This is a genomic window from Sphingobium phenoxybenzoativorans (assembly GCF_001757355.1).
Taxonomy (GTDB): Bacteria; Pseudomonadota; Alphaproteobacteria; order Sphingomonadales; family Sphingomonadaceae; genus Sphingobium; species Sphingobium phenoxybenzoativorans.
The window spans coordinates 26,265-48,379 of sequence record NZ_MINO01000008.1 but is presented as its reverse complement, the minus strand read 5'-3'; the positions used below and the strand labels follow the sequence as shown (position 1 = coordinate 48,379).

Genomic DNA, 22,115 nt, shown 5'->3' with positions numbered 1-22,115 from the left:
GGAAGCGCCGCATGTCAGGAAATTAATTGGAGGTATAAGTCCCATCTTGACGGATGTGAATCAAAAGAGGATACACTTTTCTCGATGATCCATCGCATGAACCGGATGCGGAGAGTGGATCTGTCAACGAAATATAACTTACCGGAGGGCGAAGATGAACATGAAGGGCACTCGAAAGCTGTGGTTGGCGGGCGCGAGTCTGGCCGCAATCATAACGCCGGGAACTGCGTTTGCGCAGGCCGGCGAAGAAGGCGCGCAGAGCAGCGGCGGCATTGAGGACATCGTTGTGACCGCGCAGAAGCGCAGCGAAAATCTGCAAAAGACGCCGGCGGCGGTCACGGCGCTCTCGCCGGAAGTGTTGACGCAGGCGGGCGTCACCGATCTTCGTTCGGTGCAGGCGCTCGTTCCTGCAGCGCGGTTCCAGCCGGAAGGCAACACGACGCAGGTCTTCCTGCGCGGCATCGGTTCGAACCTGGACTTTGCAAGCATCGAGCAGTCAGTCTCGTTCAACTTCAACGGCATCTACATCCCGCGTGAGGGCACTAGTGCGCCACTTTACGATCTGGAGCGTATTGAAGCGCTTCCGGGGCCGCAGGGTACACTTTACGGCCGAAGCGCAATTGGCGGCACGGTCAATGTCAGCTTTGCCCGCCCCAAGCATAAGACAGAAATTTCCGGCGTTCTGGAGGCAGGCAATTACAGCCTTCTCCATGGCACGGTGGTCGGCAACGCGCCGCTCACGGACACGCTGGCGATCCGCCTGGCCGTCGATTACATCTATCACAAGGGCTATATGGAAACCGGGTCGGATTCCAAGGATACGATATCGGCCAGGATCGGCCTGCTCTATGAACCGAACTCCGACGTTTCGATCTATTGGTGGGGTTATACCGCGCATAAATATGGATCGACCCCGAACCTTGTGAACAAGGGTCTGGACCCCAATACCTTCACCTTCAGCGAGAACGCTTTCCTGCGCGATCGCCCGTGGGACGATCTGCGTCCGGGGGCGCTGGCAGGAACCGCGCCGTTCGGCCAGCCGACCCGGTCGGAACAAAATTATCGCAACTGGGTGACGGGCGCAGAGGTCAACTTCAACCTGAGCGACGATGTGAAGCTGACCTATATTCCCGGCTATTTCTTCCTGCATTCAGAGGTTGAGCCTTATTGGCTGGGCGTCATTCCCGCCTACAAGCTGGACCGGTACAAGGAGATTACGCAGGAACTGCGCCTGAGCGGGAATAGCGGGAAGCTGGACTGGTTGCTCGGTCTCTACGGCTATCGCGTGACCGGGCGTGGACAGGGCAGGGTGCTGATCAACACGCCGCTCGAATTCTTCTCGTCCAACGTGCTTTCGAACAAGTTGGAGGGCGCTGCGGTATTCGGCCAGGGCACGTACAGCATTTCCGATCCGCTGCGCGTGACCATCGGCGGCCGCCTTGGCACCGACCGGCGCCGGGCGAACGGCATCTCGCTGGAGGACCAGGTTACGCCTTATGCCTTCCGCAACACCTATAAGCGGTTCGACTATAAGGTCGGTGTCGAATTTGATGTGGCGCCGCAGATCATGCTCTATGCGACCTATCAGACCGGCTATCAGCCAGGCACCTATAACGAGACTTTCGCCACGCCAACGCAAACCAATGCGGTTAAGACGGCAACGCTGGATGCCATCAGCGGCGGTTTCAAGGCGCGCTTCTTCGACAACAAGCTGCAGATCAACAATGAGGTGTTCTTCTACACCTATAAAGATCTGTTCATGCAGCAATATGACGCGAGCAAGGCGTATAACCAGATCTTCAACGCCGCCAAGGTCACCATTCCGGGCAATGAACTGGACATCGTGTTCCAGCCGACGCGGGACGACCAGCTCAAGTTGAACGTCAGCTACATCAAGGCGCGCAACAAGGACTTCATCACGCCGGCCGGTGACAATTATAACGGCTTCAGCACGCCCTATGCGGCGGACTGGACGATCAGCGGCGGCTATTATCACGACTTCCATTTCGGCAGCGGCTATCTGCGCGCCCAGGGCGACGCCCGTTATGAAAGCTCCTTCTGGTCCGACTTCGTGCACACGCCCGGCGTTCGTCAGAAAGCCTATGTGAAGGCCAATGCCAACATCACCTATTATGCCGACAATGGCGGGTGGAGCTTTGGCGCGTGGATCAAGAACATCACCAATGAAGCGGTTATCGCGGCGACCGCTGCAGCGGGTATTCCCGGCCCTGCAACCGCCTATCTGGAGGCGCCGCGCACCTATGGTGTCCGTGGAACCTTCAATTTCTAAATGCGGAGACAAATGTGAGTGCAATGCTGAAGGACAAGGCGATATTGGTGACAGGCGCGGGTGGCGGGATAGGGTCCGCCTCCGCCCTGGTGCTGGCGGGGCACGGCGCGCGATTGATACTGACCGATGTGAACAGGGAAGGGGGCGAGGCCGCTTGCGCAGCGGTCAAGGCCCAGGGCGGCGAAGCCTATTTCGTGCCGGCCGACCTTTCCTCCGAACAGGAGATCGCCGGACTGGTGGACGCCACGGTCAAGCAGTTCGGACGCATTGACGGCGCGTTCAACAATGCCGCGGTCGAACAAAGCAACCTGCCGCTGGACGAGATCACCATGGAGGCATGGGATCGCGTCATCCGCGTCAATCTGACGGCGATATTCGTAAGCTTGAAATATCAGGCGCGTGCCATGCTGAAGCAGGGCGGGGGCGCTATCGTCAATACCGCCTCATCTCTGGCGCAGGTGGGACTGGCCGGGGCTTCGGACTATTGTGCGGCGAAGCATGGCGTCTTGGGCCTGACCCGTGCGGCGGGGGCCGATTATGGCACGCAGGGCGTGCGCGTGAATGCAGTCTTGCCAGGCATTACCCGGACGCCGATGATCCAGCGCCTGAGCGAGGATCCACAATTGTCCGCCACATTTGACCGCTTGCGGTTGAGGCACTCCATGGGACGGTTCGGCGAACCGGGCGAGATCGGCGAGTCCGTGGCCTGGCTGTTGTCCGACCATGCCTCCTTCGTCACGGGCGCGGCCATTGCTGTGGACGGCGGCTATCTATCCATCTGAACGGAGTCACGCACATGTATACCCTGTCCTATACCATTCCCGTGAATCCTGAGGGCGTCGAACCCAAGGTCACTCAGGCCCAGGTCTGGCGCGGGCTGGAAATGAAGTGTGAGAATGCCGTGCCGTTCGTCAACGGCATGACCCAATGCGACGTGCTGGAACGCAAGGACAATACGATCCTGCGCGAAATCACCTTTATGGGCGGACAGAGCAAGGAATTCCTGACGCTGTTCGAGCCTGTGAAAGTCCAGTTCGAACGGCTGGATGGCACAGGCTGGATCGACAACACGCTGAGCGAGTCAGAGCAGGGCCTGCTGCTGACCTTCACCTTCGGCATCAAATTCCCCGGTATCGAAGAAAATAGCGCTGCGGAAAAAGAGAAGGGGGACAGCATGCGCGGCGCCTATGTCGGCGCTGTGGAGGCTACCCTGAAGCGGGTGCGCCAGATGGTGCAGGACGGCGAACTCTAAAAAACAAGACATAGCAGGAGAGACTATCCGTATGCGGCGGTTTGAAGGAAAGACCTGCGTCGTCACTGGCTCAGGAGGAAGCATCGGCCGCGCAGCCGCGCTGCGCCTCGCCGCCGAGGGCGCGAATGTCGTCGGCTGTGATGTCGTTGCGGCAGGGGCCGAGGAAACGGTGCGCCTGGTCGAGGAAGCGGGCGGCTCAATCATGTCCGTCCACCCGTGTAACCTGACCAGCAAGAGCGAATGCGAGCGGCTGGTTGCTGCTGCAGTGGAGCGGTTCGGCGGTATCGACGTGCTCTTTAACAATGGTGCGATGGCCTATTTCGCCTGGATCGAGGAGATGGACGACATCACCTGGAACAAGACGATCAATGAGGAACTTGATCTCGTCTTTCTACTGACCAGGGCGGCGTGGCCCGAACTCATCAAGAGCCAGGGCGCGATCGTCAACACGGCCTCTCTGTCGGCCTGGGCGGGGATCGAATTATTGCCCGGCCTTGCCCATGCCGCAGCGAAGGGCGGCGTGCTATCCATGACGCGTCAACTGGCGATGGAGGGCCGAAAGCACGGCATCCGCGCAAATTCCGTGTCACCCGGCACGATCGAAACCAACCAGACCCGCTTCATTCTGGAGGACCCAGAATGGTGCAAGGTGCAGCTAGGCCGCGCCATGATGAATCGCATGGGCCAGCCGGAGGAGGTCGCCAGCGTGGTGGCGTTCCTCGCCAGCGATGATGCCTCCTATGTGACTGGAGCAGACATCGCGGTCGATGGCGGCGTGCGCGCCTGGTGAATGGAGCCCGGCCGACACATTCTGACATAGCATACGGCAAAAGAACAAGAAGGAGAGTTCGAGTGACCAATGAGGAGAAACTGCTCGAACTGTGGGAGGACAAGCAGGTCGCGAAGGTCCTCCTTCGCTTCGGCCGCGCGCTTGATACCGGTAATTGGCCGGCATACCGGTCCTGCTTCACGAACCCGGTCAATATCGATTTCAAAAGGCTGACCGGCATGGACGAGGTTAGCGTCGATGCCGACCTGTGGACCAAATTCGCCGAGCAGATATTGACGCCGGTGCGCCGTCATCATGTCTATACCAATTGGGATATCACGGTGGATGGCGACAAGGCACATGCGCTTGTCTACATGACCGCCCGCCACTGGAAGGGTACGGACCGGGGATCATCGGACAATACCCAATATGGCTGGTACGATTTCTGGCTCGAACGGTCCGGGGACGGCTGGCTCATCAATCGTGTGAAGCATGACTTCCAATGGGTGTCGGGCAATGACTCCCTGCTTGATGTGCATGAGCCTGAGCTGATGAAAACCATGCAGCAGATATTCTGCGAGGAGAATTTCAACGCCGCCAAGGCATTGCTGGGCGCGTTATGACTGTAATGGCGGAAGTTGCAGGGCTGACCCAGACGCCCCGCTATCCTTATTGCCCGATCACCCGTGACCGGCGCTTTGCCTTGCCGGGCGGGGCGCGGGTGGCGATGGTCATCTACCTCAACATCGAACATTTCCCGATAGACGTGCCAGCGCCAGCCCATGCGGTCTATCCCGGCACGCAGCATCTGGTGCCCGACATCCTGAATTATGGGTGGCGGGACTATGGGAACCGGGTCGGTATCTGGCGGCTGATGGACCTGCTGACTTCTCTGGGTTTGCGGGCGAGCGTCAACCTTCATGCCGATGTCTGCCGCGAATATCCGGAACTTGTCCGGGCGGGACAGGCGCTGGGGTGGGAGTGGATCGCGCAGGGGCATACAGCCGCGAATATCCTGGGCGCCATGGGGGAAGATGAAGCCCGCGCCGTCATTGAGAGCTCTGTCGCCGCCATTGAGAAGGCTACGGGTATACGGCCCAAGGGCTGGCTAAGCTCTCATCTCTCTGAAACATGGTCGACGCCGGACTTTCTGGCCGAGGCGGGAATAGAGTATGTGTGTGATTATGCCTGCGACGATCAGCCGTTCGCCATGCGGGTCCGGCAGGGCAGCCTTTTGTCCATGCCTTACACGTTGGAGTTGAATGACGTGCCGGGTGTTCTCGGCAAGGGGCTGACTGCGAGCGACTTCGCTGATGTCATCATCGATCAGTTCGATGAACTTTACCGGGAAGGCGCGGACATTCCTCGTGTCATGCCTATCTCCCTTCACCCCTTTATTTCAGGGCATGCGTTCAGGACGCGCCATTTGCGCCGCGCGCTGGAGCATGTCGTGGGGCATGAGCAGGTTTGGCTCGGCACCTGCGGCGAACTGAACCAATGGTATAGGCAGACGTGCGGTACAGAGCCATTTGAGGCTTTGCGTTAAACTGGAACCATAAAATGGGAGAGGGTCATGCAGGATCATTGGGTGCTTGAGCGTTTCCGGGCGGTAGACCGCAAGGACATTGACGGTTTCCTCAACATGCTGACCGACGATCATAAATTTGTCTTTGGCGGCCGCCCGCCGGTGATCGGCAAGGCCGATGCGCGCGAACAGGTGCTGTTGTTCTGGTCTATGATCGGCAGGCTGAAACATAATATCTGGCGGGTCACCGAAGCCGTCGACATGGTCTTTGTGGAAGCCAATGTCGATTATGAGCGTTCCGACGGGAAATGGGTGACGGTGCCATGCTGCGATGTGATCCGCATTCGCGGCGACAAGATCTGCGAACAATATGCCTATCTGGATCAAAGCCCCGTATGGGCGGAGGCGGCATGATCTGACGGCGTGCCGGCCGAGGCATGCGGCGCATTCCCATGAAGGGTTCCAGCGCTCGCATGCCTGCTATTTTGGACAGTCAGCCGTTTAATCGTTGAAGAAGCGGTTCAGGCGATCCGCAACCCAAACTGGATTGTCGAGGGAGAAGGTGTGCCCTGACGCCGGTACGATGTCGGTCTGTATATCCGCCGCAACTTTTTCGACACAGGCCAAGGTCTGGGCCTGAGGAATGCCGCGTTCTCCGCTCAGCACAAGAACGGGCATGGCGAGTTTGGCAGTGAATGCGGCGCGGTTCTCCTGCCCATCGGAGACCATCGTTGCATAATGTTTGAACCCTTGGCGCATGCCGCCCGGCGCGACATAGTGAGGGAGGAACAAGCCCATCGCAGTTTCGGCAGCGTCCGGCGATGCGGACATCATCGACATTGTCGGCAAAAGATAGGCGCTTTCCTTCCCTTCCGTCAGAAAAGCGGCGAGGTCCGCCTGGGCATGGAAACCGAAATGCCAATAGCCGCCGGTGGCGGGATTCATCAGTTCTTCCAGACCAAAGCCCGGTATCAGGGATTCGGCCAGAACGAGATGAGCGATTTCTTCGGGGTGCCGGGACGCATAGGCATAAGCGACCATCGTGCCGATATCCGTGCCGACCAGGTTGATCGTGGCAAAGCCCCACGACTGGACGATCGCGCGGATATCTTCCGCGACACTGACTTTTGAGAAGCCGTCTTCCGCATGAGCGGAATAGCCCAGCCCGCGCAGATCAGGGGCAATAACGGTAAAGCCCGCATCAGCGATCAAGGGCATGAGTTGGCGCCACAGCGCCCAGGTGTAGGGCCATCCATGTACGAGCACGACGGCAGGGCCGGCGCCTCCCGACACATAATGTATGCGCGTACCATTCACGTCTGCAAAATGATGGCGAAAACCATCGAGGCCATCGACGGGACTGTCATTCGCCGGGGCGGGCTGTGGCGGCGATATGGTGGGGATTTGCATAAGGTCTCCAGTTGGGGGATCAGAAAGCACCGGCGATCGCCGCGGCTAAAGGCGTGGGAGATTTGCCCGACAGTTTTTCGATATCGCCGGTTACGATGTCATAGGCGCCATCGACAAAGCTGTGCTGCATGCTGATTACGGCATCGATAATGAAGCCGGGGATACCGGCGCTCTCCATGCCACCGCGAAGCATATCCTCCGGCATCGCCATGAAGGCCAGCGGCTTGCCGGCGGCGGCAGCGAGAATGTCCACACGTTCCGCGCCAGTCAGCGCTACGGGGCCGGTAAGATTGTAGATCGCGCCCGAATGCCCTTCACTCGTCAGCGCTCCGGCGATGGCTGCGCCGACATCGTTTCGAGACACATAGGACACGCGATTTTCACCCAGTCCCGTCAGCATTCCCATGCCCAGGCCCATCCGGGCTTCCTCGACCAGCGTCTCCGAAAAGAAATTCATCCGCAGGATCGTCCATTTGTTCCTGGCCTGCCGGATCAAATGCTGCTCGGCGATCCAATATGCCGCGCCGATCGCAGGTTCGGATTTCTCGCGCGTGCCTGCGGCTGACAGCAGGCATATGTGGCCGACATCAGCCGCGATGGCGGCATCGATTGCGGCGACGATCTGACGCGCCCGTACGCCCGGCATCAGGTCAGGGCCAGGAATGATGATGAGGCGGTCAAGCCCGGCATAGGCGCTGACAAGGCTTTGGGGGGCGTCCTGGTCGCCGCTGCGCGGCTCGGCAGGGGAGGGTACAGCGTCCGGTGTGCGTGAAATGCCGACTATGGACGCTTCGCCCGCACGGGACGCCAGTTCGGCAATCACCACTTTGCCCAACTGGCCGCTAGCGCCGCTCACACCGATTTTCATGCTGGATACTCCAAGACAGTTGACACGAACATTTTGTGCGTGCGGATATGCTTGGCAGAAAGTGGATGCACAAGAACGCACAAATTTGTTCGTTTGCGGATCGCCAGATTGGATCGGGAGAATGGAATGAAAAATCCGGAAACTTTAGGAATAGCGGGCGAAGATGCGGAGGATCCCGGCAGGGAATGCGTGGCGCTGGCGCAGGTCATCGACCGCATCGGCGACAAATGGACTGTAATGGTCGTTGGACATCTTTCATCCGGCGCGATGCGTTTCAATGCGATCCAGCGCGCGATTCCGGGCATTTCCCACAGGATGCTGACGCTGACCTTGCGGGGGCTGCAGCGCGACGGGTTGGTGGATCGACGGTCTTTTGGCACCGTGCCTCCACGGGTGGAATATAGGCTTACGGCTCTGGGCCAATCCCTCTGCGCGCCGCTCACCGCTCTTGCCGCGTGGGCCAGCGACCACCGGCGCGACGTGGAGACGGCACGCCACAGATATGATGCAGGGGATTCCTGACGCATCTCGCGGAATATGGGCTTTTGGTCCGGCATACTCCTCCTCCTCCTCCTCGCGACCCTTTTTCTTTGGGGCGGTCATCGTCACGGCTGACATTGTCTGCCTTGTCGCACTATGTATACAGTTGTTGACTTGTTGTGGCAAGGCTGACATCTGAACACATTGTTGGGGAGAGGCCCCTGTTCCGCAGAAAAAGGTGCGACATGACAAACGTGGTGCGTGGAGTGGATCATATCGGCCTGACGGTGCCGGAGATCGGGCCTGCCGAAAGCTTCCTGGTGGAGGGGATGGGCGCGCAGTTCATGTATGAATTGCTGGGGGCCGGAATGCCCCCGCTTAAGGGGCCGGAAGTGGAAAAGCTTGTTGGCATACCCGAGGGCGCGGAGATCAATGTGGCGCGCATGTATAAGCTGCCCACGGGACCCGCGATTGAGCTGTTCCAATATACATTGAAGGATCAGCGCCCGGCATTGAGGGTGTGCGATGTCGGCTGGCAGCATGTGGCGTTATATGTCGATGATATCGACGCCGCCGTTGCGAAGATGGTGGCCGCTGGCGGCCGGCAAATGGCCGAGCCATGGGACATGATTGGCCCGGAGAGCGGCGATGGCAACCGCTTCTGCTTTATCATGGCGCCGTTTGGCGCGATGATCGAACTCGTGACCTATCCTGAGGGGCAACTCTATAACAAGACAACGGCGCTCAGGCGGTGGAAGCCCGAACGGCAGTAAGCCAGGCCGCGTTTCAGCGCTGTAGGTTGCCGCCCCGCCAGCAGCTTTGCAGGCGGGGCTAATTTCAACGAGCGTCAGGAAATCTTGTAAGCCCCGCCGTCGACCACAACAGACTGACCGGTGATGAACGCCGCGTCATCGCTGGTCAGGAACGCTACTGGTCCGGCCAGGTCGTCCGGCACGGATATCCGTTTGATCGCTTGGGTTTGCGCCAGCATTTCCTTGTTTTCCGCAGACATGAAGGCAGTCCCGGGTGTTTCCGTAGGGGCGGGCAATACGGCATTCACGGTTATGCCGTCGACGCCCAATTCGTTGGCCAGTCCGCGTACAAACCCCAGCACCGCCATCTTGCTCGCCATATAATGGCTCATGCCGGGGATTGCGTAACCAATGGAGTTGGACGAGATGTTGACGAAGCGCCCCCATTTTTCGCGGCGCATGAGCGGCGCGAAGGCCTTGGCCGAATAGAAATGCGCATCGATGTTCACGGCAAAGGTTTTCCGCCAGAGCTTATCGTCCAACTCGTCCAGCGGGCACATGGGATAGATGCCAGCATTGTTGACGACGATATCGCCCCTTCCGAACATCCCATCGGCGGTTTTGGCAAGCTGCTGCCATGCATCCGGTGATGTAATATCTGCGGTGACGCTCGTATTTTTGGCGCCCGTTTCCTTTTCGATCATCTCACTGGTCTCGATCGAATCCAGCATGTCGACCAGAATGAGCTTGGCGCCACGGCGGGCCAAGGTGACGGCAATGGCCTGGCCGATCCCGCGCGCCGCGCCAGTGACGATCGCCACCCGCCCGGAATGTGTCTTTTCCATGTTTCAATCTTCTCCAATCCACGGTGCCCAAAACTGAATCCAAATGCCGCAGAACGCCTGTCCGCGCACAGCTCTGTGCCAGGTCCTTCAGGATGCGGTGGTGCTCGATAAGCAAAAAGATCATGCGGCTTAGCCGTATCCACTTGCATACACTATTGACATATGTATGCAAGTGGATACATGTCGGCGAAAGGCCGCAGCAGGGCGCTTGTTCAAGGCCGAGCCAAATCTGCTGCGTTCGCCTGACCGGATATTTTTAGGAGAGTGGGATAATGGCTTCCAACGCGAACATGAAATCCGCCGCTTCGGCGATACCTACGGATGAAGAATTGCTGGAACGCGCGCGGGAAATCCGGCCGCGCCTGGTGGAGCGCCAGGGGGAAACGGAAGCGCGCAGCTTCTATCCCGAATCCACGCATGAGGAGTTCACCAACGCCGGCTTCTACAAGATGCTCGTGCCCAAGCGGTATGGAGGATATGAATGCGATGTCCTCACCTATTTCAGGATTGTGCGTGAGGTGGCGCGGGGTTGTCCCTCGACTGGCTGGATGCTCAGCCAGTCGATCAACCACACGCTGACTGTGGCGTCCTTTTTCGCGGAAAGGGCGCAGGCGGAAATTTTCGCCAGCGGCGAGTTCCGCGCCCCGCTCACGGCGAAGCCGGAGGGTACGGCCGAGAAGGTCGAGGGCGGTTGGAAGATCAACGGATTCTTCCACTATAATTCGGGCGCGCCCTATTCCACCCATATGATGTCGCATGTGTTCCTCATCGACCCCGAAACGGGGAAGAAGGGCGCGCCGATGATGTTCATCGCGCCCCGCGACACATATGAAATCATGGATGACTGGGGCGATGTGCTGGGGCTTCGCGGTTCGGGATCGCACAGCATCAAGGTTGTGGATGCCATCATTCCTTCCGACTATGCGACGCCGGGGCAAACCTTTCTGACGATGGATCCCAAGAGCGCGATCGGCATGGATCTGCACGGCAATCCGCTCTACGGCGGCAGCACGCTCAGCTTCTATATGCTCGGTGGGTCGAATGTGGCGACTGGCACGGCGAAAGGCGCCGTTGATTGTTATGAGGAGCTGATGGGATCGAAAACCATTCCCAGCCCGCCATTCACGCCCCGGTCGAGCGATGCCGACTATCAGCGCTGGTTTGGCCGCTCAGTCGGCCAGATCGCCACTGCCGAATGCGCGCTCGATGCGGTCGCCCGCGAATGGATTGATCTGTCGGCCCGCAAAGCGTGGAAGCGGGAGGAGGATGTCCGTTTCGTCGGCATCGGCCATGAAGTCGTCAACAATCTGGCGTGGAAAGCGATTCAGGAGGTTGTCCGCACCTGCGGTTCGACCAGAATTCGCCGCGGTGAGCGGATGGAGCGGCTGTGGCGCGACTATTCCCAATTGTTCAGCCATGGGTGGCAGTTCCTTTACGATCTGTCCGCCCGCGATCTTTCGCGCGAGCGGGTGCCGCCCCTGGCTGCGGAACCTGGCAATGACTGGTCCCCTACATTTGTGGAAGGTGCGAAAACGCCAGTGATCGGTGTCTGATAAAGATTGCCGGCAGGCCGATTGAAAGGTCTGCCGGCATCCGCTTGCCATCTTGCGTCTGAAGCTTCGCCCGCGATTTTAGGCAGGCGCTGGAATACTATTCAGGCGACTTTGCCGGAGATTTTGTCTGACGAGCTGGGCAGCGTTCCGGTAGCGGAACCCTCCGGCATATCCACGATCTTTTGCAGCGTTTCCGCCAACCATTGGTCGATGAAAATCTGTTCTTCCCGGCTTTCCTCGCTTTCCTCTGCGGTGAGGAGCTGGACAACCGTGAATCCCATCGAGAGCATAGATATCAAACGCGCGCGGGCTTTGGCGTCCGGGCCGTCAAGCCAGTCTGCGATAACGTCAACCAGTTGATGGTTCCATTTTTCGCTGCTGATGGCTCTGGCCTGCGGGTCGCCGATTGAAAGCGCCAGCATCGCGCCGGAATTCATCGTCGTGGCATGATTTTCCCGGAGGATATTGGCCTGCCTGTTACCGAAATCGGCGCGATCTTCGATCAGCAGATCGTCAAGCTTCAGGATTGAAGCCAGCGCTTCCCGGAACAGGCTGGCCTTGCCGCCAAAATATCGGGTGATCAGGTTCTGATTTACTTCGGCAGCGGCCGAGATGTCTCGAATGCCGACATCGCGATATCCCCGCGTCGAAAAGGCGTTTTGTGCAGCCTCCAGGATGCGTGCCTTCGTCTTTGTGGAATTTCGCGGGCGGGGAGGGGCGCTGTCGGCTGCTTTGGTCATCGCCTTGTGTAACATCCACTGGAATGTGGATGCAAATACCAAGCCGCATTCGCATGGGCGGCCGCGCCGGATAAAACCGGGCGGCGATCCCGCCCGAAGGTGCCGGCGCGGCGGCCGATGTCATGTCATCGTTGTTGGGAGAAGGGGCCGCCCTTCATCGACATGCCGGATGCGGAATCGACATTCACGATAATGGCGACGCCCTTCTTGTCCGGGTCAAAATTCCTCTCATTCTCGATCATCCCATTATAGACCTCATCATTCCGGGAAGCATCGGCGCGGGCCTGCCCCTTTATCGACAACAGCATCTTGTCGCCGCTTGGCAGAGGGCCAAAAAAGATGAGCGACAAATTGGCGTTCTTCTCAATCGCAGCGGCCAGCCCCGTGTCAGTGCTCCGCGCCCAAAGACCTATTTCATTTGCGTTGAGCACTTGCGCGCTGCCGCGCAGGGAGAGGGAAGGCTCCTGCTTCTCATTGACATAGGCGACCGCCACAGGCGCGCCCCGCTCATATGCCGCATCCACGGCTGCCTGGATATCGTCCGCTAACAGGTTGATGGTACTGGTCATTTAAGGTCTCCTTTCAGAAATTCAGACATGAATTGGTTGATGGGTAAGAGGGGGAGGGGGCCGGTCATTCGGCGCGCTTGCCGCCATCGACCACAATCGTAGAACCGGTCATGAAAGCGGCGTCGGAGCTGAGCAGCCAGGCGATGGCGCCGGCGATGTCCTCTGGCTGGGCAATGCGTCCCAGCGGATATTTCTTTCCCATCGTAATGGCGGCTTCATCAGGCGAAATCTCGCCCATCACCTGCCTTACGATGCCATCAAATTGCTCAGTGCGCGTGGTTCCGGGGCAGACGACGTTGATGCGAACATTCTGCGCAGCAAATTCCAATGCTGCAGACTTCGTCAGGCCAATGACCGCATGCTTCGCGGCGCTGTAAATGGAGCCGTGTGGCGTTCCTCCAAGACCGGCGACAGACGATAGATTGACGATCGCGCCTCCACCGGCCGCAGCAATGGCGGGTATCTGATATTTCATGCCCAGCCAGGCGGTTTTCAGATTGGCGTCGATGACGCGCGCAAAGAGCGCTTCGTCCGAATCCACGGCCGTCCCTACAGCCGCGGCGCCCGCGGCATTCACGGCGAAGTTCAACTGACCGTGCGTGTCGGCGATGGCTGACACGACTGCCTCAGCCTCTTTCTCTACCGAGAAGTCCGCTTGATGGACGGACGCCTTTCCGCCCTCGTTCCGAATAGCCGCCGCCACAGCGTGGAGCGTGTCGGCTCGGCGACCGCTTACGACCACATGAACGCCTCTTTTTGCCAACAGCATCGCCGTTGCGGCGCCGATGCCCGATCCGCCGCCAGTGATGAGGCAGGTCTTTCCTTCAAGCTCCATATTCCCTCCCGGTCGTCGGTCAGCTCCGCCAAAACTGTATGGAGTTTTGGCGGAAAGATTTTCCGATCCCATATTCTTAAACTCGATCCAGTCTGGCGATTCTCAAAAATATCCCCGAAATATCCCGTATTTTCTGGGATTTTTATCGGCGTTGACAAAGTAGTCAAGTGGATACATAATCGTTTTCGGATGGTCAATATCCCTCTGCGGCGTTCAAGAGTGTGCGCAGAGATCAATAAAAATCTGGGGAGGATTTGTATGAGCGGCTCATGCATTCACCGCGCATTGGCTTGCGGTACGGCAATGATGTTGGTGATTGGCTGCGCATTGCCCGCCGTCGCGCAAACCGCGCCTGCGGCGGACAATGCCGATGCCGGAGTGAACGATATTATCGTCACGGCGCGCAAGGCGTCGGAGAATTTACGGGACGTTCCCGTTGCGATAACGGCAGTCTCCGGCCAGCAATTGACCGAAGCGAAGATCGCCCAGATTGGCGACCTCACATCGCGCATTCCGCAATTGGTGGTATCCTATTCCGCGACCCAGCCTGCTGTGCTCATTCGCGGCTTTGGCACCGGAAACAGCCAATCCTTCGATCAGGCGGTCGGCAAGTTCATCGACAACATATCCTATGGCCGGGATCAGGATGCGCGGCTTCCCTTGTTCGATGTTGAACGTGTCGAGGTTCTGAAGGGGCCCCAGGTTCTGCTCTTTGGCAACAGCTCCACCGCCGGCGCTCTCAATATCACAACCCGTAAGCCGGGAGATGATTTCGAAGCGGATGGATCGGCCGCATATGAGTTCAATCATCAGGAAATTCTGGTTCAGGGCGGGATGACGCTCCCCATTGCGGAAGGTGCGAGCCTTCGCGTTTCGGGCATGTATCAGGATCTGAACAAAGGTCCCAATTTCAACGTCGCGACCGGCAGGCATGTTTCCACCGATGAGAATTATGCAGCGCGCGCCATTTTGCGGCTGAACCCTGCGGATGGCATCGAAGTGATGTTGAAGGCCGAATATGATCATATCCGCAACAAGGGGATGGTTGGCGAACCTGTTGCGCAGCCGCTCTTTATCCCGCCCATATTCGGATATCAGTTCCCGGAAGTGAATTATGATGGCCGGATAAATTCGGACAACAGCGTAGCGCCGCTTTTTGGGAATGATTTCCAGGCGCTCAATAACCAGACGTACCAGATGGATGTGAACGCCGATCTGCTAGGCGGTACGCTCACCTCAACGTCGGGATACCGGGACCTGGAAATGGGTCTTGGCGCGGCAGGCGGGCAGGATGTGCCGCTGTTTTCCGGCTATATCGGTTATCGCAACAAACAGTTCAGCCAGGAACTGCGCTTCGCCGGTAAATATGGAAGTTTCGATATCCTGTTCGGCGGATTCTATCAGTGGGAGAAGCGCGACAATATTACCGTGGCGGATTTCAATGCGGCCGCCATTGGCGTCCCGCTGCCGCCTTTCGCGCTTAACCTCCTGTCCCTGCAAAAGACGAAAAGCTATTCGGGATTTGGCGACGTCACCTATCACCTGACCGACGCATTCAGCATCGAAGCTGGCGCGCGTTACGCGATCATCACGCGGGATGGCAATCAATCGGCGTTGGCGGGAAATATCGTGCCTAACAAGAATTTCGGGCAGGGCATGGGCTGGGTGGATCTCAATCCCGCTCTCGATCCGGTGTTTTTCGGCTTTTTCGGGGTGCCGCCGCACAGCTTCTCCGGCCTGCATCTGCGCGAAACCCATTTTCAGCCGCAGGTCATCGCCCAATATAAGGTGAACAGTCACGATCAGGTCTACGCCAAATTCGTAAAGGGCGACAAGGCGGGTGGTTTCGATGTCGCCTATCAGGGCATTCCGGCCAACCCGGCCACTGGCACGCCGGTCATCGTCGAACCGGAAGGGACGCGCTTCCTGCCTGAAAAGGCGGAGTCTTTTGAGATCGGGTACAAGGGCATCACGCTGGATCGCAAACTCAGTTTTGCGCTGGCCGCCTTCTATACGACCTTCACCAATCTGCAGACCAATGCCTATGTCGGTTCCGCGACTGTCGCGGTGGTGGCGAATGTCGGCAAGGCGCGTAGCAAGGGGTTTGAATGGGAGTTCAACTATGCGCCCGTTGAAGGTTTGAAACTGGGTTTCACCGGCGCGTTCACCGACGCAAAATATAAGGATTTTCCTGGTGGGAGTTGTACGCGCCAGCAGGATCTCGACACCATTCTGGCGACCGGAAATCCCTTTGCCGTGTGTGTCCAGGACCTTTCGGGACACCGGACGCCCATGTCGTCCCGTTGGGTGGGCACCTTCTCCATCGACTATGAACAGCCGGTGGGCGACTTGATGCTTGGCGGCGGCGCGGTGCTCGCTGGCCGGTCGCACTACAACACGTCCGCCAATGATGAGCCGCTGCTGGAGCAGAAGGGATATATCACTGTCGATGCGCATCTGGACGTGAAGGCGGGCGACGGCACGTGGACCTTCTCCCTGTTCGGCAGGAACCTGACCGATAACCGTTACAATGAATATGGCAGCATCTCGCCCGGCACCAAGGATGGCCTTGTCGCTTTCCCGTCGAAGGGCCGCCAGATCGGCATTCGCGCGGGCTTCAACTTCTGATTGCAACTGCAGGCGGCGATGGCTGGAAAGCCGTCGCCGCCCATTTTTAGGGAGCCTGGCCTTTGATGCTCGAAGGAAAAACGGCGGTAGTTACAGGAGCGGCCAGAGGCATGGGGCGGGTTTTTGCCCTGCGGCTGGCCGCTATGGGTGCGCAGGTCGCCGCGCTTGATGTACTGGATTGTGCGGAAACCGTGAATTTGATTGAGGCGGCAGGCGGAAAGGGCCTCGCCGCGCAGGTGGATATGGCCGCCCCGGAATCTATCGTCGAAGCCGCAGACCGGGTCACCGCCATGTTAGGGACTGTGCAGATCCTGGTGAACAATGCGGGCATTCACCCCGTGCCCGTCGCTTTCGAGGAGATCGATCCAGCCTTCTGGCGGAAAACGATGGCGGTCAATCTGGATGGTCCTTTTCTGTTGATCAGGGCGCTTCTGCCAGGAATGAAGGCGCTCGGCTGGGGCAGGATCATCAATATTTCCTCATCCTCTGTGGACAATTCACCGCCGATGGGCGGAGCCTATGTCGCCAGCAAGGCGGGCCTGGTGGGATTGACGCGCACTTTGGCGGCGGAGGTTGGCCGTCATGGCATTACGGTCAATGCCATTGCGCCGAACCCGGTAAGGACTCCCGGCGCGCAAGTGCCTTTGTCACCGGAGATGTTCGACCTGATTGCTTCGCAGCAACCCGTGCCCGAAGTCATGGAAGCGGATGATGTAGGCGGCACCGTTGCGTTTCTCTGCACCGACGACGCCCGGTTCATCACCGGACAGAATCTCCATGTCGACGGCGGTGCGATCCGCAGTTGATTTGAGACAGTCGGGAAAACAGCGTGAAGAAGCCGTTTTATATCAGCACCCTGCTGAACAGCTCCATCATCGCCTTCCAAGAATGCGCATCCGCTGCAGCGTCATAACGGGCAAATTCCGGTCTGCCGATCTTGTCAGCGTCCGGGTTGGTGAAGCTGTGCACGACGCCGCCATAAAGATGCATCGTCCAGTCAACCTGACCCTCACGCATTTCCTTTTCAAAGGTCATGCGCTGTTCGGCGGGAATGCCCGGATCGTCCGCCCCAATGCAGACGAGTACCGGGCAGGAGATGTTGGATGCATCCTGCGGAGCATTTGTGGCGAGGCCGCTGTGAAAGCCGACTATGGCCTTTATCGGCGCGCCCGACCGCCCAAGTTCAAGCGCCATCGTGCCGCCGAAGCAGAAACCGATGGCCGCAATGCGGAGCGGATCGACCCATTCCGTTTTCATCACGGCGTCGAGCGCGCCCGCGGCGCGTGACCGAATACGCGCTGGATCGGGGCGCAATATGTCCAGCAGCGGCATCACCTCCGCAATGTCTGAGAATGTCTGCGCGTTGCCATGCAGGTCGCATACGATGGCTGCAAAGCCCTCGTCAGCCAGACGCCGGGCCTTGGCATGAACATGCGGGCCGGGGCCAAAGGCTTCGGGATAGAGGAGCACGCCCGGCGCCGTGGTCGTCCGCGCGTCGTCAATATAGAGCGTGGCCTTCATCGCTAGGCCGTCACCAGTATAGGCGATGTCCTGGGTTATGATTGTCATGGCCTATCCTTGATCTGTGGTTCGTGGTTGGGCGGGGGAGGGGATCAGATATCCGCAGGACGGAGCTGGCCTTCGCGCGCAAGCGTGAAATCCCATTGGACTGACCAATAGGGGCTGGAGAAGCCCAGCTTTGCAGCTTCCCCCGGTTCATCGACCAATTCAAAATCGGCGATAAGGGACTGCTTTACGCCAAAAACCGCATCTCCGGGCAGATAAGGGCAGTCGGGTGTGAATATGTGGGTTACCAACCTGTCATAGCCTGCAGCCTCCACGATGAAGTGCAGATGCGCCGCACGGTTCGGGTGGCGATCAAGGGCCGTCAGCATCTTGCCCACCGGCCCGTCGTCCGGAATGGGATACCAGCGCGGTTTGACCGACCGGAACCAGTAATAACCGTCAGCATCTGTCCTGAATATGCCGCGCAGGTTGAAGTCGGGTTGGATGCCCTTCTGCTGCACGTCGTAAAAGCCGTCCTCATTGGCCTGCCACACATCCAGCGTGACGCCGGCAATGGGCCGCCCCTCCGTATCGGTCACACGGCCGCGCACCAATAGCGGCTCTCCTTTTCCGTCCAGGCAGATATTCGCGCCCAACGGATATTCGGGCGCATTGGCGACATGGAATGGGCCGAGCACAGTATTCTCGGTCGATCCGTTGGGGCGATGATGATTGATAGCATCCACCAGCATCGACACGCCCAATACATCCGACAGCAGGATGAACTCCTGCCGCCATTCATTGCACATATGGCCGGTGTCGGTGAGGAACTGGATGCCCGTCATCCATTCTTCCGGCGTAACCTTCGCTTCCCTGACTGCTGCGTGCATATGGCGGACCAGGGTATTGACTACTTCACGAAGGCGAGGATTGGCGGCGGGGCCAGTGCGACTGCTTACGATCTCCGCAGAGCGATCTTCCTCGAACCAGGAAATGTCGGTCATTTCGCTTCTCTCAATCCTTGGCGGGCGGAGCGCCTTGCCAGGCGCGCGCTATCAGTTGGCGTATGGGATTTTCTTCGAGGGGGCGGGGGTTCCAATAAGGATTGGCGAATGCCCGGCCGGTCGCCTCGTCTATGCCCTCTTCCGGCATGCCGATGGCCCCCAGGCCGTGCGGCGCACCGACCTTCCGCGCCAGTTGGTGGAGGGCAAGCGCCGGATCGTCGCCGAGAACGGATTGGAGCTGCTGCCAGGCTTCTGGAATTGCAGGCGCATTATAGGCAAGCGCATGTGGCAGGATGATCGTGTGGGTTTCTGCATGCGGCAGGTCGAATGTGCCGCCGATCACATGGCAGAGCTTGTGATGCAGCGCCATGCCGACCGCACCGAGGCAGATGCCGCACAGCCATGCGCCATAAAGCGCGGCAGCGCGCGCGTCCCTATCCGAAGGGTTGTGGTTGATGGTTGGCAGCGCCCCTGACAAGGCGGAGATGCCTTCCAGCGCCATCAAGGAAATCACGGGATTGCGGTCCCGCGCATATAGCGCTTCCACGGCATGGGCGATCGCGTTGATGCCGCTCGTGCCCGAAAGCATTGGCGGCAGTCCGAGAGTAAGATCCACATCGTAGATCACCACTTCGGGCAATATCGCCGGGTCGGATCGGGTGGTCTTTGTGCCGTCAGACGTCTCGCCCAGGATGGGCGTCATCTCCGATCCGGCATAGGTGGTCGGCACCACGATCTGGGGCAGTCCGGTGCGAAGAGCGATAGCCTTACCCAAGCCGGTGGTCGATCCTCCGCCGATGGCGACGACGCCATCAGCGCCCAGCGCATTCACGACCGCCACGGCGTCCTGTGTGACATTCACCGGCGTATGCATGACAGCGCCAGCGAATATGTCTGCGGCTTTATCGCCGATGCGCTGCGCTAGCTTTTCTGCCTCGCTCCGCTGGAAGGGCGTGGATAGCACCAGCATCCGTTTCAGGCCGAGCCGCTCTATTTCATCGGGCAATTGGGCAATCGTGCCATGCCCGAAAATCACGCGGCCCGGATTGGCGGTGTAGGTGAAGGATTGGCCTGGGGAGAAAAGCATATCTTTCGACGCTACCCTTTAATCCACATTGGAAGGATTGGGCGGTGTCGCCGCCATTGTCTTGCCTTCGTCCAGGCCAAGCTGGAACAGCCGGTTGGCGTTGGCCCTGCCGATCTTCAACCGGTCGCTTTCGCTGATGGTGGCGTTGTCGAACCAGTTGGCGGCATGGTCGACATTTTCGAAAGGCCAGTCCGCAGAGAACAGGATGCGATCCGATCCTATCTCCATCATCGCATCCACCAGCGATTGCGTCCGGAAATTACCGGAGGTCGTGATGTAGAAATTATTGTGGAAATAATAGGATATGGGCTGCTTGGCCGGGTGCTTCTTGGGCATTTTAACCCATGCGTTCCGATGATCGATCCGCCACATGGATATGGGCAATCCTTCTCCCATGTGACCAACGATGATCGTAAGGCCGGGATGCTCGTCGAATAGGCCGGAACCCATCAGGCGCAGCGCGTGCACAGCGGTTTCCTGCCCAAATGCCCATGTCGGCCCAAGCAACCATTCATGGCCAGCATAGATTTGGGCATTTTGAGGCAGGGGATTGCGCGGATGCAGATAGAAGGGGACGTCCAGCTTTTCGACCTCTGCCCAGAAGGAGCGATACATGGGCAGATCATAATATAGGGTCTGGTCGCCATCCCCGGACTGGGAGAAACCGTTTACGAGCGCTCCCCGGAAACCCAGTTCCTTGACGCAGCGTATCACCTCCTGCGACGCGGCATCGGGGTCCTGCAGAGGGAGGGCGGCGAACCCCTGGAATCGGTCCGGCCGCTTGGCGATTTCCTCCGCCAGATAGTCGTTGGCGCGCTGCGCAATCTCTATGGCTTTGGCGGGATCGGATATGGCCTGCACAGCGGGAGCGTTGAGCGAGAGCAGCATCATTTCGATGCCGTTTTCATCCATTTCCCGCAGACGGCGATCCTGGATATCCAGAATGCGCGCCGACAATTCCGTCCAATAGTCGTCCGGTACAAAACCAGCCGAATCCTGAAGCGTTTCTGGAATGGCGAAATGTTCTTCCAGGGCTATTTTGCCTTGCATATCATACTCCCAAACATGTTCGCCGATGAGCGCAGCCGTCGATATCGAGCTATATTTCCGCGACATTGCGACAGGGGTGGGCGCGAAACGGCCTCATCGCACACGTCAGACTATTGGCGTCACCAGCTTGCCCAGAGAGCCTATCTCCAACTCCACAATGTCTCCGGCTTTCAGATATTGCGGCGGCTTTGCGCCATGGCCTACACCCGCCGGAGTTCCGGTCGCGATGACGTCTCCCGGCATCAGGGTCATGATCGAACTGAGATGTTCGATGATTTCGGCAACGCCGAACACCATTTGCGCGGTATTTGAATCCTGTTTGGTGATCCCGTTTACTGTAAGGCGCATCGGTATATTCTGGGGATCGGTCACGAACTGCGCCGGAACCAGGAAAGGCCCCATAGGCGCAAAGCCGTCAAATGCCTTATGCTGCACCCAATCGATGCCCACTGGCGGCCGTGTCGCCAACCAGTCGCGGCAGGACAGGTCGTTAAAATTGAGATAGCCTGCGACCATATTGAGCGCGTCGGCTGCGCTGACATTGGCGCAACGCTTGCCAATGACCACGCCCAGCTCAGCCTCCCAATCCATCATCTGCGACCGCCGCGGCACCGCCACGGGATCTCCATTGCCGCGAACCGTATTATTTACGGGTTTCAAGAAACTGTAGGGGTAAGAGGGCGTCATCGGGATCGCCATTTCGGCGATATGATCGTGAAAATTTGAACCGATACAGACAATTTTGCCGGGATTGGCGAGAGGCGAAGCAAATTTCGCGCTATGAACCGGGATGCCCTTTTCCAAAAATAGAGACTTTCCAGCTTCAACCTTCGCGGCGATTTTTGCGTTCCATCCTGACCAGTGGTCGAGAACCGGGGCAAGGTCATCCACAGGGCGGCCGGTGCTGTTTCCAATTTTTCCATCAAGCAAGGTGTCGATCGGCAGCAACATA

23 protein-coding genes are annotated in these 22,115 nt (G+C 58.7%); 12 read left to right on the top strand and 11 right to left on the bottom strand.

The genetic code is table 11. The features are described 5' to 3' along the window. Positions 1-154: 154 nt before the first annotated feature. The 7 genes from BHQ40_RS06455 (at position 155) to BHQ40_RS06425 (ending at position 6,250) form a co-directional block, all read left to right on the top strand. Positions 155-2,290, top strand: coding sequence for a TonB-dependent receptor (locus BHQ40_RS06455; protein ID WP_070154156.1), 2,136 nt, complete (start codon positions 155-157; stop codon positions 2,288-2,290). A gap of 23 nt (positions 2,291-2,313) precedes the next feature. Next, a complete protein-coding gene (locus BHQ40_RS06450; protein ID WP_070154154.1) occupies positions 2,314-3,072 on the top strand; it encodes an SDR family NAD(P)-dependent oxidoreductase in 759 nt (252 codons plus the stop codon). A 14-nt stretch (positions 3,073-3,086) separates the two neighbouring features. Then, a complete protein-coding gene (locus BHQ40_RS06445) occupies positions 3,087-3,542 on the top strand; it encodes an SRPBCC family protein (RefSeq protein WP_070154153.1) in 456 nt (151 codons plus the stop codon). A 31-nt stretch (positions 3,543-3,573) separates the two neighbouring features. Further along, the gene (locus BHQ40_RS06440) at positions 3,574-4,332 is read left to right on the top strand and encodes an SDR family NAD(P)-dependent oxidoreductase (protein WP_070154151.1); all 759 of its coding nucleotides are present in this window, start codon (positions 3,574-3,576) and stop codon (positions 4,330-4,332) included. Between the two features lie 62 nt (positions 4,333-4,394). Next, entirely contained in the window at positions 4,395-4,934 is a 540-nt protein-coding gene (locus BHQ40_RS06435) for a nuclear transport factor 2 family protein (RefSeq protein ID WP_070154149.1), read from the top strand. A gap of 5 nt (positions 4,935-4,939) precedes the next feature. Then, positions 4,940-5,857 (top strand): polysaccharide deacetylase family protein, encoded by a 918-nt coding sequence (locus BHQ40_RS06430; protein WP_171905786.1) that lies wholly within the window; start codon positions 4,940-4,942, stop codon positions 5,855-5,857. Between the two features lie 27 nt (positions 5,858-5,884). Then, positions 5,885-6,250, top strand: coding sequence for a nuclear transport factor 2 family protein (locus BHQ40_RS06425; RefSeq protein ID WP_070154147.1), 366 nt, complete (start codon positions 5,885-5,887; stop codon positions 6,248-6,250). Positions 6,251-6,337: 87 nt separating this feature from the next. Here BHQ40_RS06425 and BHQ40_RS06420 read toward each other — a convergent pair whose 3' ends face one another. Both BHQ40_RS06420 and BHQ40_RS06415 read right to left on the bottom strand, forming a co-directional pair. After that, positions 6,338-7,246, bottom strand: coding sequence for an alpha/beta fold hydrolase (locus BHQ40_RS06420; protein WP_070154145.1), 909 nt, complete (start codon positions 7,244-7,246; stop codon positions 6,338-6,340). A gap of 19 nt (positions 7,247-7,265) precedes the next feature. Further along, positions 7,266-8,114 (bottom strand): NAD(P)H-binding protein, encoded by an 849-nt coding sequence (locus BHQ40_RS06415; RefSeq protein WP_070154141.1) that lies wholly within the window; start codon positions 8,112-8,114, stop codon positions 7,266-7,268. A gap of 126 nt (positions 8,115-8,240) precedes the next feature. Here BHQ40_RS06415 and BHQ40_RS06410 point away from each other — a divergent pair, with 126 nt between their 5' ends. Then, positions 8,241-8,636 (top strand): winged helix-turn-helix transcriptional regulator, encoded by a 396-nt coding sequence (locus BHQ40_RS06410; RefSeq protein ID WP_070154138.1) that lies wholly within the window; start codon positions 8,241-8,243, stop codon positions 8,634-8,636. Between the two features lie 203 nt (positions 8,637-8,839). Beyond that, complete coding sequence (locus BHQ40_RS06405) at positions 8,840-9,367, top strand: VOC family protein (RefSeq protein ID WP_070154136.1); 528 nt, start codon at positions 8,840-8,842, stop codon at positions 9,365-9,367. A 74-nt stretch (positions 9,368-9,441) separates the two neighbouring features. Here BHQ40_RS06405 and BHQ40_RS06400 read toward each other — a convergent pair whose 3' ends face one another. Beyond that, complete coding sequence (locus BHQ40_RS06400; protein ID WP_070154132.1) at positions 9,442-10,191, bottom strand: SDR family NAD(P)-dependent oxidoreductase; 750 nt, start codon at positions 10,189-10,191, stop codon at positions 9,442-9,444. Between the two features lie 272 nt (positions 10,192-10,463). Between BHQ40_RS06400 and BHQ40_RS06395 the strand changes: the two genes are divergently transcribed. Continuing rightward, entirely contained in the window at positions 10,464-11,744 is a 1,281-nt protein-coding gene (locus BHQ40_RS06395; RefSeq protein WP_070154131.1) for an acyl-CoA dehydrogenase family protein, read from the top strand. Positions 11,745-11,845: 101 nt separating this feature from the next. On the opposite strand, the gene BHQ40_RS06390 is transcribed toward BHQ40_RS06395, so the two are convergent. The 3 genes from BHQ40_RS06390 to BHQ40_RS06380 form a co-directional block, all read right to left on the bottom strand. Further along, positions 11,846-12,484: a TetR/AcrR family transcriptional regulator gene (locus BHQ40_RS06390; RefSeq protein WP_070154129.1), complete on the bottom strand. Its 639-nt coding sequence runs from the start codon at positions 12,482-12,484 to the stop codon at positions 11,846-11,848. Between the two features lie 125 nt (positions 12,485-12,609). Further along, positions 12,610-13,053, bottom strand: coding sequence for a hypothetical protein (locus tag BHQ40_RS06385; protein WP_070154127.1), 444 nt, complete (start codon positions 13,051-13,053; stop codon positions 12,610-12,612). A 64-nt stretch (positions 13,054-13,117) separates the two neighbouring features. Beyond that, complete coding sequence (locus tag BHQ40_RS06380; protein WP_070154125.1) at positions 13,118-13,888, bottom strand: SDR family NAD(P)-dependent oxidoreductase; 771 nt, start codon at positions 13,886-13,888, stop codon at positions 13,118-13,120. A 258-nt stretch (positions 13,889-14,146) separates the two neighbouring features. On the opposite strand from BHQ40_RS06380, the gene BHQ40_RS06375 reads away from it, so the two are divergent. Next, positions 14,147-16,516, top strand: coding sequence for a TonB-dependent receptor (locus tag BHQ40_RS06375; RefSeq protein WP_171905785.1), 2,370 nt, complete (start codon positions 14,147-14,149; stop codon positions 16,514-16,516). Between the two features lie 65 nt (positions 16,517-16,581). Then, entirely contained in the window at positions 16,582-17,322 is a 741-nt protein-coding gene (locus BHQ40_RS06370; RefSeq protein WP_070154304.1) for an SDR family NAD(P)-dependent oxidoreductase, read from the top strand. Positions 17,323-17,359: 37 nt separating this feature from the next. Here the strand turns inward: BHQ40_RS06370 and BHQ40_RS06365 are convergent, their stop codons facing one another. The 5 genes from BHQ40_RS06365 to BHQ40_RS06345 form a co-directional block, all read right to left on the bottom strand. Continuing rightward, positions 17,360-18,085: a dienelactone hydrolase family protein gene (locus BHQ40_RS06365; protein ID WP_070154120.1), complete on the bottom strand. Its 726-nt coding sequence runs from the start codon at positions 18,083-18,085 to the stop codon at positions 17,360-17,362. Positions 18,086-18,129: 44 nt separating this feature from the next. Then, positions 18,130-19,026 (bottom strand): intradiol ring-cleavage dioxygenase, encoded by an 897-nt coding sequence (locus BHQ40_RS06360; protein ID WP_070154118.1) that lies wholly within the window; start codon positions 19,024-19,026, stop codon positions 18,130-18,132. Between the two features lie 10 nt (positions 19,027-19,036). After that, positions 19,037-20,113: a maleylacetate reductase gene (locus BHQ40_RS06355; protein ID WP_070154116.1), complete on the bottom strand. Its 1,077-nt coding sequence runs from the start codon at positions 20,111-20,113 to the stop codon at positions 19,037-19,039. A gap of 18 nt (positions 20,114-20,131) precedes the next feature. Beyond that, entirely contained in the window at positions 20,132-21,163 is a 1,032-nt protein-coding gene (locus BHQ40_RS06350; RefSeq protein WP_070154302.1) for an amidohydrolase family protein, read from the bottom strand. 105 nt (positions 21,164-21,268) lie between these two features. Then, on the bottom strand, positions 21,269-22,114 hold the full coding sequence (locus BHQ40_RS06345; RefSeq protein WP_171905783.1) for a fumarylacetoacetate hydrolase family protein: 846 nt from the start codon (positions 22,112-22,114) through the stop codon (positions 21,269-21,271). Position 22,115 lies beyond the last annotated feature (1 nt).